Source organism: Endozoicomonas sp. ONNA1 (assembly GCF_024606325.1).
Lineage (GTDB): Bacteria > Pseudomonadota > Gammaproteobacteria > Pseudomonadales > Endozoicomonadaceae > Endozoicomonas_A.
Map to the genome: position 1 here is coordinate 1 of NZ_JAHHPN010000937.1, position 13,237 is coordinate 13,237.

Genomic DNA, 13,237 nt, shown 5'->3' on the forward strand with positions numbered 1-13,237 from the left:
ATGCTCAGAAAAGAGTCAATTAACAATAGCCAAACACTGTTTGCGTCATCAAAATATTGCCGTTAGCCCCTTAACAACCGAGGCATTTAAAAAATTGTTATCTAAACACCACGATGAGAAAAATTGGCAGGATATCTATCTTGCTAACATGAGAAAACATAAAAAAAATCAGAAGGAGTGGGACCGGTTGCTTGAGGAAGAATTTAGAGAGGTTGGCAAAGGAAACGAATATTATTGAGTTCGAATGGCCTGTTATGCCCTAACATTGTTCATGGATTATCATTAATGAATTGAAGGAAGCAATTTCCCATCCCTACGTTCGAGGGGGATGAGAAATTGTGAAATGATCTCAACAGAGATTAATTATTGATTACCAAAGGACAGTTATGCACAGGATGCTTTGAAATCGTAACATCCACATCAAACACGGCTTGTAACGTTTCGGCAGTCAACACTTCATGGGGTGTTCCCTGGGCTGCTAAACCGCCTTCTTTAAGAATAACCAGACGGTCTGAGTAACGGGCTGCCAGGTTAAGGTCGTGCAGAATGACCATTACGCCTACACCTTTCTCAGCCTGTTTGCGGGCCATTTTCAGAGTCAGTTGCTGATGAGCCGGGTCCAGTGCTGATGTGGGTTCGTCCAGCAAGAGGTAGCGTTTGCCAAAATCCGTTTCGTCCCAGATCTGGGCCAACACCCTGGCCATATGAACCCTCTGTCGTTCACCACCGGAAAGGGTAGTGTACCGACGATCTCTCAGGTGTAGACCATCGACTTCTTTCAGAGCCGCTTCAACGATGGCCAGGTTTTGAGTTCGGTCTGTCGAGCAGGGAATGCGTCCCAGAATGACCACTTCTTCAACAGTGAACGGAAAACTCAGAGAGGAAGACTGGGTTAACACGCCCAGCATCAAAGCTTGTTGCTGCAGCGACCAATCATTTCTGCCATTCAATTGTACATTGCCAGAAGAAGGCTTTTGCTCACCACTGATGACTTTCATCAGGGTACTTTTGCCAGCCCCGTTAGGGCCCAGAACAGTGACTACTTCACCGGGAGCGACTGAAAGACTGACATCATCAAGCAGTATCTTTTCACCGATCTGCACTGTGGCATTCTGAACCTTGAGACAACTCATCAGGCAATCCTCTTGCGTTGCTGCCACAACAGAGACATGAAGAACGGGGCCCCCATCAGGGCGGTGACAATACCAATGGGCAATTCAGCGGGGGCGACAGCGGTTCTGGCAATCATGTCGGCTGCCAGCAGCAGAATACCACCCAGCATGGCTGAGGCGGGTAACAGTGTTCTGTGATCAGGTCCTGCCATCAGGCGAATCAGGTGAGGAACAACCAGCCCGACAAAGCCAATGATGCCGGCTACCGATACAGACACACCGACGGCCATGGCAGTCACCAGAATCAATTTCAGCTTGGTTTTCTGGACATCAATGCCCAGATGTCTGGCTTCGGATTCACCCAGCAGCACGGCATTGAGAACCTGTCCGTACCGACACAACGAGAAAATAACAGGACCCAGCAGGGTGAAGCAGAGCAGGACCGAGTTCCAGTTGGCGCCACCAATGCTACCCATTTGCCAGAAGGTCAGGCTTCTGAGAGTGGCATCGTCGGCAATGTAATTCAGGATTCCCATACCTGCGCCTGCCAGAGCAGAAATGGCTACACCGGCCAACAACATGGTAGCGACAGAGGTACCATTGCTGGTGGTACCCATCTTATAAACGATCCAGGTCGTAAGAACACCACCGCCAAAAGCCAGCAGAGAGACGCTGTAATCCATGAGCAGTGGGCTGGAGAATCCTGCGAAAAGCGCCGATCCCAGAACAATACCGATACCCGCACCAAGGGCTGCACCGCTGGATACACCGATAATACTGGGATCAGCCAGCGGGTTTCTGAACAAACCCTGCATGGCTGCACCGGCAATCGCCAGAGAGCTGCCAATCATGACACCCATCAGTGTTCTTGGGATACGGATGGATTCTACGATTAGACGAGTCTGGTCAGATACCTGGCTGTCAGTGATGTCCAGCCGATCCAAAAGAATGTAGATAATATCCAGAGGTGCAATGGCGACCGGACCGGTCCCCACAGACAGTACAATGACAGCTGGCAGGAGCACTGCCAGCACGATCAGCAACAGTGCCGATTTACGACTACGGTTCATTGTTGTTCTCAGTGGCGGTGATCAGGATTCCGGGTAAAAGGCCTTGGCCAGACTCAGAGCGGTTTCGCCGGTTCTTGGACCCAGACCACCCAGCAGTAACCGACCGTCTACGGGAATGACACGGGCATTTTTACCCGCAGGTGTCTGTTTCAAAACAGGCTGGCTGTCCAGCAACTGTTCCATCGTGAATCCGCGGCCACGATCCGAATAGATAATCACATCAGGGGCAAGGGTCAACAGCGATTCATTGGACAGAGGTTTATAACTGTTGAACTGAGCTTCTGCAGGATTAAAGCCACCGGCCAGCTTGATCAGGGCATTGGCCTCGGTACCGGCACCGGAAACGGATGGGTTTCTGCCTTCCATAGCGAGCAAGAACAGGACTCTGGGCTTATCTTTGCCGTCAGCTATTTCTCTAGCGGCTTTCAGGTCGCTGTCAATAGCGCGCCAGAGGGCTTTCCCTTCCTTCTCTTTGTCCAGCAGTGTAGCTAATGAACGGATTCGCTGATGGATACTTTCAGCCGAGTATTTGGTGGCATAGGATTCTACTTCCAGACCTGCCATTTCCAGCTGAGTGAGGGTAGTTTCTGGCCCCATGTCGTCTGTACCAATCAGCATGTCAGGCTGCAGTGCCAGAATACCTTCGGCAGAGAGCTGCTTGTGATAGCCGAGCTTGGGCAGTTTGTTAACCTGCGGAGGATAGTTACTGGTCAGGTCAACAGCCACCAGCTGATCGCCAGCACCCAAAGCATAAATGATTTCAGTAATGCCACTGCCGGCAGAAATAATGCGCTTCTCGTCTGCTGAACCGTTGTTCTGAGTGTTGATCACTACTGCCGTTGTGGAGAAAGACAGTGGCAGCAGGGCAGCCATTGCCAGAGGGACCAGAAGTTTCTTTACAATTGTTTTGTTCATGGACTCTTCTCCTCCATAAGAACTTGTGCGGCAGTAATTTCGTGCTCACTCAAAAACATCATTAACTCAACCAGGTTGCCCAAAGGCGCTTCCTGATCGCCTGCGATCAGGACCATGGTATCAGGTGCTTTCCTGACCCGAGCCAGCAGCGCCTGACTAAACACTTCAAAGCTGTCGTATTTATGATCTTCCAGTGCCCAGGGCTGGCCTTTTGCCAGAATACTGACGGTGAGTGTTTTGGGCTCTTCGGTAAGAGCGGCTTCTTCACGGCTGGCCTCAGGCAGGTTCACCGGCAGACTCAGGGTTTGCACGTTGGCTGTGAACAGAAGGAAAACCATGACGATAAAAACAACATCGAGCAGCGGTGTCAGGTCCGCCGCGGAGAAAGAAGCGTTTGTTTCGTCTCTATCGGAAATACGAATCATGCTGCAACGGCCTCAGGGCAGATGCCGGTTTCCTGATTGAGAGCAATACCGTCGTCGTTCATTTTCAGGCCTTCCAGCAGCAGGTTGGCGTGGTTCAGGGCAAACTCCAGTTTGGAGACATAGTGGTTCGCCCAAATGCCAAAACCGTGAGCGGCGGCCAGAGAGGGAATAGCCACCATAAGGCCAAATGCGGTAGTGAACATCGCTTCCCAGAGGCCACCAGCCAGAACGTCAGGTGTGACCGGGCCCTGTACTTCAGAAATGCCCTGGAACATACCAATCAGGCCAAGAACAGTACCGAGCAGTCCCAGCATAGGCGCCAGAATGCCAATCAGCATCAGTGGTTTCAGCCAGGCATGAAGGGCGTTTTTTTGTTTCAGGAGCCAGAGGCCAGCCAACTCTTCACGCATGGCCTTGTCACAGTCATTGTGGCTCAGCAGAATAGCGATACCCTTGCGAACCCCTTTACCGGCAACAAGGTTTTTGCAGAGTTTGTTCTGGCTGTTGTTGCAGTGAGAGCAGCCGCGAACTTCATTGAGCAGGGTGTTCATGCTTTTTTTGTTAAGGCTGGGCAGCAGAATAAACGTAATCAGCCTTTCCAGAATCAGAGCCAGACTGATGCAGGAAATAATGACCAGGGGCCAGCCCATGAGTCCTGGTTCTGAGATCTGTTCCGGTAACATCAATTAATACCTGCCTTATATCTTCAAAATCTTCTGTAGCCTGTGGCTAAGCCAAAGGCTGTTAATTCAGTTGGAATGCCACGGGAATATGTACCCGGGAAGCCACCAGTCGGTTGTTACGCTTCTGTGGTTCGAACTCCCAGTCTTCGACCGCTGCAATGGCAGACTGGTCGAGAAGCTTGAAACCGGATGATTCCAGCACTTTTATGTTCATTGCATGGCCTTCAATATCTACTACGACCTCCAGCATCACGACGCCCTGCTGGTTTCTCCGTTGAGCAATGCGCGGGTATCTGGGGGGGACGGACTTGCGAATAGCGGGCCTGGAAACGAAAACAGGCTCATTGCTGAGACCTTCTACTTCAGTCTTTTCTGTGGTGGTTTTGACGACCTGAGTTTCAGCGAGAGGCTCTTCCTGAGGCTCTACTTCTTTTTTGGGCAGTTCCGTTTTTTTCTCGACCACCTCTTCTGGCTCAGGTTCTTTTTTAACTTCGGGCTTTTCAGGTTGCGGCTCTGGTTCCGCGATCTTGACGACGTTTTTCTTTGGCTTTGGCTTTGGCTTCTTGATGGGCTCTGGCTTTTTTTCGACAGGTTCAGGGGTCTCCCTGACAGGCTCCGGCTCGAGAGCAGCCTGCTGCACTGAAGAAAAGGTTATGCTGACAGGTGCTTTGATACTGCCCTGAGCCACTTTAGTCTGCTGAACTTCCTGCTGACCATGGTAGATCGCCGCTGCAATATGTACGGAAATGGAAATGATCAATGTGAGTAGCAGCGTTCGAGACATAATCAGTTTACTTGTGCATGGGCGAATGAAGATTACTGCAACTTTGAGATGTATTCAATAAATCAAATGATAATAATTCGCATTTATTGAGTGCATGTTCAATAAATACCAGAGGGTTGGCGGATCACAGCTCTTACCCTTTTTGCAGGGTGAGTTCTGTTTGGTCGAGGCTGTCATATTCGTCAAGACAGTCCGATGTTTTTACTGGTCTCTGCGAGAGAGAAATGCCGGGCAGGTGCCCGGCAAGGGTGGGTACGTTCAGAACATGTAACGCACGTTCAGTTTGATGTTGCGGCCTGGCTCATAGAGTGTTTCCCAAGCAGAAATGTAGTACTCATTCGTCAGGTTGTTGACGGTCAGATCGGTCTTGATGCCTTTAAGCGCGCCAGTGGTCGGCTCATAGCTCGCATACAGGTCAACCAGATCGTAGCTGCCGTATGAGGATGGGCCATCGTAATCGGAACGAATATCTTCCTGAGCACTGACATAGGTGTAGCGTGAGCCAATTTTCAGGTCACCCTGAAGCATCAGGTAGGCAGCATCTGCAACGACTTTGTCGGCCGGGATGTTATCCAGGTATTCGCCGGTCTTCTTGTCTTCACCACGGGTCTGACCGTAGGACAGACCCAGTTCGACATTCTGGTAGCGGTATTTACCGGCCAGCTCAAAACCTTTCAGGCGGGCTTCATCAACGTTTTCCCAGGTTGTTTTGGTTGGCATGCCAATCCAGTTTGGATCATAAACAAACTGCGTAATGAAGTTATCCACATCGTTTTGGAAAACGTTGGCTGTAATAGTCAGCTCATCATCACCCAGAAGATCAGCAAAATTCATCCGAGCTGAGATTTCCTTGTTCTTGGCTTCTTCAGGTTTGAGGTCCGGGTTGGGTACGAATGTATTGGTGCCAACTGGAGTTGCAAAGTGCGTTCCTGTCGAGAACATCTCTTCCATACTCGGCGCGCGGAAGGCTTCATTGTAACTGGCCGTCAGAGTCAGCCAGTCCGTGGTGTCCCAGATAAGGGCAACAGAGGGAGATACAGCGTCGTCAGTTTGCTTCTTCTCATCAATGTCGGAGTCAGAACGATTGTCCCTGGCCTCAAAACGGTCATAGCGAACACCGGTTTGCAATGTCCAGGCTTTGGCCAGAGGAACGTCGGCCTGAACGAATGCACCAGCGGTGGTAGACTCACCATCCAGAGCTTCCGGACGGTCACCAATTCCGGAATCATCCCGAACGGTTTCAATCGTGTTTCTGTAGGCATCCAGACCATAGGTCAGATCAAAATGAGTCAGCTTTGATAGGTTTGTAAAGGCTGTGCCCAGAGTTTTGTAATGGGTATTGTCAGTCTGTCCCTTTTCAATTCGATACTCGTCGAACTCGGTATCGTTGTAAAACAGCTGGAATTTGCTATCGATCAGAGCACTGTCAGGATTAAAAAGATAAGCAGCAGAAAGGTTGGTGTTGCTGGTTTCCTGAGTAATCAATGGGGAACTACTGCCAACATTTGTTGCCGGGTTGCTGGGAACCTTGGCATTGGTTTGAGCCTGCTGAGCCTTAAACTCAAGACGACTGTCGTCATTCAGCTGCCAGCCCAGTTTGGCCATAGCACCCTGCTCGCGGGAGCCGGAGTTTTCTACGTCGTCGCCATTACCTTCGCCGCTGGTCCCTGTTTCGTAGTTACCACCGTCGTTGTAGTAACCATTAAGCAACCAGTCGAAGTTATCATTCACACCGTAAAGCGAACCACTGGTGCGAGATTCATTGTTGTTGCTGTGGAAGCCCTGGGATATATAGCCACCTAACGTTTCACCAGGTTCCAGCATCTCTTCTGCGGTTTTGGTGTTTTGTACAACCACACCACCGATTGCACCTGAACCCCACAGGTTACTGGATGGACCCTTAACCACCTCGATAGACTTCAGCAGTTCCGGGTCTGTGAAATAAGTCCCACGGTGACCATTGGAGAAGTTTTGACGGGCACCATCGGTGATCTGAAGAACACGAGTGCCTTCCAGACCACGAATATTGATGCTCTGGGAATTCGCACGAGGGCCACCACTGACAGAAACGTTTGGCAGAGACTTAACGGCTTGAGCCACAGACTCAGGTTGTTCCTGCCGGATCTGATACTGGTCTACGACTTCAATCGTTTGGGCCACATCATTGATGTCTTTTTCAGACCGGGTGGCAGTAACTGTTACCTGATTGAGCAGGGTTGCGTCAGTCTGAGATGCACTTTCTGCATATACAAAACCGGAAGACACTGCCATTACAGCAATTGCCAGTCTACTTTTGCTAAACGTCATTGTTTGCCTATGTGTACTGCTATTGGATGATTCTTTATAGAGATCAGTCACACAAGCGCTCTATTCTGAATACCCCGAAGCGCTCGTGATGATGGTGTCGGATAATATGCAAAACACAAACTAAATGCAAATCATTATCATTTATATTATAAGATGAAGATAGGTCATGAAGGCTGTTTAATGGTTTGCCTTGTTCTAACGAAGGTATGGGAAACAGGTCTATTATTAGCACGGTATAGCCAAGTGACCTTGGCACACTTGCGACGAGATCATTTTGGTATGTCAACTCATTGATTTGGAGAGGCATAAAATGAAAAAGACACTACTGGCGCTAATGGGTGCGGTCATCATTCTGGCAGGCTGTCAGGACGAGAAACCTCCGGAGACGACTGCGGTTGAGGTTCCTGATGTCATAGAACTAGAAAGCGCAATTGATGTAACACCCATTGAAGAAAATCAAGTAACCAGCACCGACACGCCCGTCGACTCTGGGCACAACGCGCAAAACGCTCTCGATTGGAGTGGTGTTTACAAAGGTAAACTTCCCTGTGCAGATTGTGCAGGCGTTGACACAACGCTAACGCTGAATAAAGACGGCACATACTCATTGCTAGAGGTGTACGAAGGCAAAGGAGGCGAACCCACCAAATCTGAAGGTAAATTCAGTTGGAATAAATCGGGTAATATCATCACGTTGCTTAACGAGTCAGCTCCAAACCAATATTTCGTTGGTGAAAACACACTAATGAAACTGGATATGAACGGCGAGAAAGCAACCGGTGATCTGGCCTCACTCAACAACCTGAAAAAGGTGCCTTGATGGTGGCACTTAAACATGTTGCATGAAGCTGTTCGGTGCCGATGAGAGGAGGTGTCCGGTTGGACTGAGAAGAGGAGAGTTCCGAATGAACTCTCCTCGCCAGAACTACTGCTTGATCTTGTGCTTCAGAGTGGCTTCAACCCGGCGGTTGGCAGCACGTCCTTCAGCTGTTTCATTGCTGGCAACAGGCTGAGCTTCACCATAACCAACGGCGGTGATACTGTCGCCTGCAATACCGTAATCATTGACGAGAATGTTGCGAACGGCATCTGCACGACGCTGTGACAAGTTTTTGTTGTATTGCGCAGCACCTGTGTTGTCGGTATAGCCTGCAATCTCAACAGGTACATCGGGGTAGGCTTTCAGGAATTGCACGACTTCGTCAATGTTATCAATCTCGCCGGTTACCACGGCAGAGTTGGTAGCAAAGTTGACACTGAGCTTCATGCTGATGTCTTTTACCAGTGCAATCTTGCAGCCATTGTCGTCGACTTTGCGACCTTCGGGTGTGTTCGGACACTGATCCATATAATCCGGAACATCGTCTTTATCGCTGTCCAGTGCACAGCCATTGGCATCAACCGGCGCACCGGCTGGTGTATTTGGGCAGTTGTCACGACTGTCAGTCACACCGTCCTGATCAGTATCTGCCTCAACAGGCGCTGGCGCAGGTGCTGAACTGCCACCGAAGGCGTAACTGATTCCGACGTTGACCAGACTGTCCCAGGTGCTGTCGTCGGCTCCGTGGATACCTCTAACATCCCCGCGCAGCGACCAGTTTTCGTTAATGGCATAGCGGACACCAACGCCGGCATTGGCCTGTGTTTCCTGAGAATCATTGAGCTTGCCTTCAAATTCCCCATGGCCCACACCCAGAATGGCAAAAGGTTGCCACTTGGCCGTCATGGGCCTGAAGTAGTAGAGAGCATCCAGGTAATACTGGTTGACGTCAGTATCTCCAATTCTGCTGTCAGCATTGCTGTCGAGAAATCTCAGCTCTGTGGCCCATTGGTCGTTAAAGCGGTATTCACCCCCCAGAGTCAGTGTGGTGGCGTCATCCAGATTGCGATCAGAGTCAAAGTTCTGAAGACCAATTGCAGGGTTGATGTACCAGCGTCCTTCATTGGCAGAAACTGAAGCGGCCAGCCCGGTGGAAATTACAAAAGCCAGTAACTGTCGTTTTTTATACACGGCTACATTCCTTGGTGTCGTTGAAGTGCAGGCAAAGTGTACCTATTTAATGTGCATCTGTTAAATGTCTTTTTCACGTCGTCAAATGAGATTTCTACCCCACATTCAACGACAGTGACTAAATAATGTGCTGAAGACATTTAGAATTACAAAAAAAATACTGTCGCTTATCGAGAAATCCCTGAGAAAACCTTGCTGCCCTGAATACCATCAAAGCCACTGTGGTGAATGGTCGGCTGTACATCTGTGCAAGGAGCAACAGGCTTGTCTCCACTATCTATACTGGGTATCCATGGTCGGCAATCCGGGGCTGATTGAGAGCAGGCTCCTGCTGACCTGACGTTTATCCATTCAGGGCGTCGCTATGCCTTCATTTTCGAAGACCTCTTTTTTTCATTCGTGGTTATTCTGGACCACTGTGTTACTTAAGCTGGGGCTGGGAACCGGCTCTGTTTTTGCCAAGCCTTCTGTTCAATGCTCCGGAACACCGGAAAAGCTGGAAGCCGGCCAATCTATCAAGGTGATGACCTGGAATGTTCAGTTTCTGGCCGGGGGAATTTATGAACTGTGGACCGCTCCAAAGAAACGCGAAGCTCTGACTCTTGATAAACAATTGTCTGTTTTTCAGCAGATAACAGACCTCATTGAAGAAGAAAATCCCGATGTCCTTCTGCTTCAGGAAGTCGACGTGGACCCCAGAGTCAGGATGAACCAGATCCAGTGGTTTAAAGATGCCCTGCCTGCCCGGTTTCATTGCAGTACTTACACCGGCTATAGCTATCTGAAAGGAAGAGCCTCAACGAATATCCGAAAAGAGCCGGGTGGACTTAACCTGCTGACCTTTTCCCGGTTTGCGATTGAAAGTACTGTGAGGCATGACCTGCCTGCCATACCTGATCAGTCCCTTTTTCCCCTGACCACCCGCCGGGCCCTGCTGGAGACCAGAATCAATCTGGGGGCTGAGTCTCTGACCGTAATTAACACTCATCTGGATGCTTTTGCCCAGGGTCTGGATATTATGCAAAGGCAGGTAGAGCAATTGGATAAACGGCTGGGCCAGATAGGAGCCAGCTCTCTCTGGGTTACCGGAGGCGATTTCAATTTGATTCCTCCAGGGCAATATGAACACCTCAATGACTCCGAGCAGTTCTGGTACCAGAAACACTCAGAGTTATCGGTGCTGACTGACAAGTATCCGGTTGTTCCCTCGCCCAAGCAGGCTTCAGGAGAAGAAAAACGTCTATGGTTCACTAATAAAACCCGTCCGGAACTGGGCCTGGACAGGACGCTGGATTATCTGTTTCATTCAGCAAAACTGGATCTGGTGAAAGCCAGAGTGGTTCAAAAAGCTGAGGCGCTCTCGGACCACTTGCCTGTGGTGGCAGAGTTCAGATTGCAGAAGAACTGATTCATTTTCAGGTTGCAAAACAATGAGCCTACCCGTGATTCAAAAAACACATCTGGCCCTGACTGTCATGGCAGTCGCTACCGCCACAGCAAAGGCGGAAGAAGTTCTGCCGTCTACACAACCCACTCTGCTGGATCAAGTCACTGTATCCGCTACCCTAACCGAGAATAATCTGGACTCAGTCGCCAGCAGTGTAGATGTCACCTCGGCAGATGACATCGAAAAGAGAATGGTGAATGACATTGATGATCTTGTGCGATATGAACCGGGAGTTACAGTCAATAATGATGGCCGAACCGGTGCGGGTAGCTTCAACATTCGTGGGATGGATGCTAACCGTGTCAAGATTACCGTGGACAGTGTGGATCAGGCCAAAGCTTTCGATTCTACCAAGATGTTCCTGCGCTCCGGGAGAAACTTTATTGATTTCGAAACCATCAAGGCTGTTGAGGTCTTAAAAGGCCCGGCTTCCACCGTCCATGGTAGTGATGCCATCGGCGGTGTTGTGGCTTTTGTCACCAAAGATCCTGAAGATTTTCTTAATCCCGAAGGTGATGACGCCTATACATCCCTGAAGGGTGGTTACTCCTCTGCTGACAGTGCTTTTACTGAAACAGCAACCTTTGCCAATCGCAGTGGTGACCTGGAGAACCTGCTGATCTTCACTCGTCGCGATGCCAAAGAAACCCGGACCCACGGCGGTGCTGATATCAAGGGTGATGCCAGGGGTAAAGCTGATCCCAAGGATATCGGTATCAACAACGTGCTGGGCAAGTTGCAGTATCAATTGAACGACGTTCATCGTATGGGTCTGACAGCCGAGTGGCGCAAGCTCAATTCAGAAACTGATTTATTATCAATGGTCGGTGCACAGCCCACTGGAAATCCTTCACCTTACAGCAAGTTTGAGGCAGATGATTCAACAAAGCGTCAACGCTTTGGCGCGTTTCATGAGTGGGAAGCGTTCGTACCGGTTTTCGATACGCTCAAGTGGACTCTGAACTGGCAGGAAACTGAGACCAATCAGGTGACCTATGATGAAATGCAGGTCGAGACCGGGAGTGCTCCGCAATGGGAAACCCAGGGAAGAAACAAGGATTACACATACAAGGAAACCAGCTGGCAGTTTGATCTGAAGATGACCAAATGGCTGGACTTCAAATCGTCCGATCATCTTATCAGCTTCGGTCTGGAGCAGCAGAGAAAAGAGCAGAATAACCTGAACAGAACTACATACGTTAAGAATCCGGCTGGCGAAGAGAGTGACATTAGTCGCTATGCGCCGCTGGCGACGGTGGATTCTTTGGGTATCTATCTTCAGGATGAAATATCCCTGCTGAATGATCGTCTGATAGTGACCCCCGGTGTTCGTTATGACCGTTTTTCAGCTGAAACTGAAAAGGATCAATATTACACAAATGTGTATAAAGACAAATCATACGACAGTTGGCTTCTAAAGACAGGAGTTGTTTATAAGTTCACGGACGTGTTTTCCGGGTTTGTACAGTACAGTCAGGGCTTTGGAACACCCGATTTATTTGCTATGTACTTTGAAGAAATCGTACCTGTCGGCCCAATGAATATTCATGTTATGCCCAACCCTGATCTGAAGCCTGAGAAAAGCGATTCTATCGAAGTAGGACTGAGAGCGAACGGGCGACTTGGAAGTGCAGAGATCACTGCATTTTACAATCGGTATGATGACTTTATTGAAATGGTTCCCCTCGGAACGGATGGGAGAGATATTCAGTATCAATATCAGAATCTTGATAATACAACCATCAAGGGTCTTGAGCTGAAAGGCCAGCTCTGGCTGGATGAAGCCGCTGGAGCACCCATTGGATCAAGCTTGAAGGCAGCGGTTGCCTGGAGCCAAGGTCAGGGCACTTTCTCGAATGATAAGGGAGAATTATTTAAAGACGCCCCCCTCAACAGCATTGCTCCGCTCACCGCTGTTATTGGACTGGCCTATGATTCACCCAGTGAAAACCGGGGCGGGGCTGTAATGTGGACTCTGGTCGCCGCTAAAGATAAAGATGATATCTCTAACAGCGATATTGCTTCAGACGAGAGTGAAACAGGGGGCGAACAGTTCGCAACACCCGGCTATGGCCTTGTGGATATAACCACTTACTACAAGCCGATAAAAGAAGTGACCCTGACCGCCGGCATTTTCAATATGACTGACAAGAAATACTGGCATTGGGATGACGTGCGTGGTCTTTCCGGCACCTATGATGGGCTTAGCCGTTATACTCAGCCCGGCAGAAACTTTTCTGTCAGTGTGAAGTGGGAAATCTGAACGGGCTATCGGTGATTGGGTTACTTCGTAAGTGTATTCCGGTTTGTATCATCAAGCTTTCATTTTCGGTGCTTCCTTCTGTGATCAGACAGGGCTTGAGCGTTTGGCAGAGTCTTCTGGCACTCAGGGCAGGTTTGTTCTGGGGTGTGATCTCTTCTTTTGTGAACCGACAGGGCTTTCGCATTTGGCAGGGTCTTCCGGCACTCAGGGCAGGTTTGCT

13 protein-coding genes are annotated in these 13,237 nt (G+C 49.6%); 4 read left to right on the plus strand and 9 right to left on the minus strand.

The window, feature by feature from the left end:
- On the plus strand, positions 1–238 hold a 238-nt coding region (locus tag KDK19_RS22540), incomplete at its 5' end, for a hypothetical protein (RefSeq protein ID WP_257255537.1).
- Positions 239–359: 121 nt separating this feature from the next.
- Here the strand turns inward: KDK19_RS22540 and KDK19_RS22545 are convergent.
- The 7 genes from KDK19_RS22545 to KDK19_RS22575 form a co-directional block, all read right to left on the minus strand.
- Positions 360–1,133 (minus strand): heme ABC transporter ATP-binding protein, encoded by a 774-nt coding sequence (locus KDK19_RS22545; RefSeq protein ID WP_257281207.1) that lies wholly within the window; start codon positions 1,131–1,133, stop codon positions 360–362.
- Positions 1,133–2,182: an iron ABC transporter permease gene (locus tag KDK19_RS22550; RefSeq protein ID WP_257281206.1), complete on the minus strand. Its 1,050-nt coding sequence runs from the start codon at positions 2,180–2,182 to the stop codon at positions 1,133–1,135. The genes KDK19_RS22545 and KDK19_RS22550 overlap by 1 nt, the downstream gene beginning before the upstream one ends.
- 21 nt (positions 2,183–2,203) lie before the next feature.
- Positions 2,204–3,097, minus strand: a complete 894-nt coding sequence (locus KDK19_RS22555) for a hemin ABC transporter substrate-binding protein (protein WP_257281205.1) — start codon at positions 3,095–3,097, stop codon at positions 2,204–2,206.
- Positions 3,094–3,522 (minus strand): biopolymer transporter ExbD, encoded by a 429-nt coding sequence (locus tag KDK19_RS22560; RefSeq protein WP_257255542.1) that lies wholly within the window; start codon positions 3,520–3,522, stop codon positions 3,094–3,096. The genes KDK19_RS22555 and KDK19_RS22560 overlap by 4 nt, the downstream gene beginning before the upstream one ends.
- Positions 3,519–4,205 carry a MotA/TolQ/ExbB proton channel family protein gene (locus KDK19_RS22565; RefSeq protein WP_257276379.1) on the minus strand — a complete coding sequence of 229 codons (687 nt, stop codon included), beginning with the start codon at positions 4,203–4,205 and terminating at the stop codon, positions 3,519–3,521. Before KDK19_RS22565 ends, KDK19_RS22560 begins: the two co-directional genes overlap by 4 nt.
- A gap of 61 nt (positions 4,206–4,266) precedes the next feature.
- The gene (locus tag KDK19_RS22570; protein ID WP_257281204.1) at positions 4,267–4,989 is read right to left on the minus strand and encodes an energy transducer TonB; all 723 of its coding nucleotides are present in this window, start codon (positions 4,987–4,989) and stop codon (positions 4,267–4,269) included.
- Between the two features lie 258 nt (positions 4,990–5,247).
- A complete protein-coding gene (locus KDK19_RS22575; protein WP_257255545.1) occupies positions 5,248–7,296 on the minus strand; it encodes a TonB-dependent hemoglobin/transferrin/lactoferrin family receptor in 2,049 nt (682 codons plus the stop codon).
- A gap of 310 nt (positions 7,297–7,606) precedes the next feature.
- On the opposite strand from KDK19_RS22575, the gene KDK19_RS22580 reads away from it, so the two are divergent.
- The gene (locus tag KDK19_RS22580) at positions 7,607–8,116 is read left to right on the plus strand and encodes a copper resistance protein NlpE (RefSeq protein ID WP_257281202.1); all 510 of its coding nucleotides are present in this window, start codon (positions 7,607–7,609) and stop codon (positions 8,114–8,116) included.
- A gap of 105 nt (positions 8,117–8,221) precedes the next feature.
- On the opposite strand, the gene KDK19_RS22585 is transcribed toward KDK19_RS22580, so the two are convergent.
- On the minus strand, positions 8,222–9,307 hold the full coding sequence (locus KDK19_RS22585) for an OmpA family protein (protein ID WP_257255547.1): 1,086 nt from the start codon (positions 9,305–9,307) through the stop codon (positions 8,222–8,224).
- Positions 9,308–9,671: 364 nt separating this feature from the next.
- Here KDK19_RS22585 and KDK19_RS22590 point away from each other — a divergent pair, with 364 nt between their 5' ends.
- Both KDK19_RS22590 and KDK19_RS22595 read left to right on the plus strand, forming a co-directional pair.
- On the plus strand, positions 9,672–10,715 hold the full coding sequence (locus KDK19_RS22590; protein ID WP_257255548.1) for an endonuclease/exonuclease/phosphatase family protein: 1,044 nt from the start codon (positions 9,672–9,674) through the stop codon (positions 10,713–10,715).
- 34 nt (positions 10,716–10,749) lie between these two features.
- Positions 10,750–13,017, plus strand: a complete 2,268-nt coding sequence (locus KDK19_RS22595) for a TonB-dependent hemoglobin/transferrin/lactoferrin family receptor (protein ID WP_257292997.1) — start codon at positions 10,750–10,752, stop codon at positions 13,015–13,017.
- 59 nt (positions 13,018–13,076) lie between these two features.
- On the opposite strand, the gene KDK19_RS24665 is transcribed toward KDK19_RS22595, so the two are convergent.
- Entirely contained in the window at positions 13,077–13,208 is a 132-nt protein-coding gene (locus KDK19_RS24665; RefSeq protein WP_368736491.1) for a C2H2-type zinc finger protein, read from the minus strand.
- Positions 13,209–13,237: the final 29 nt, after the last annotated feature.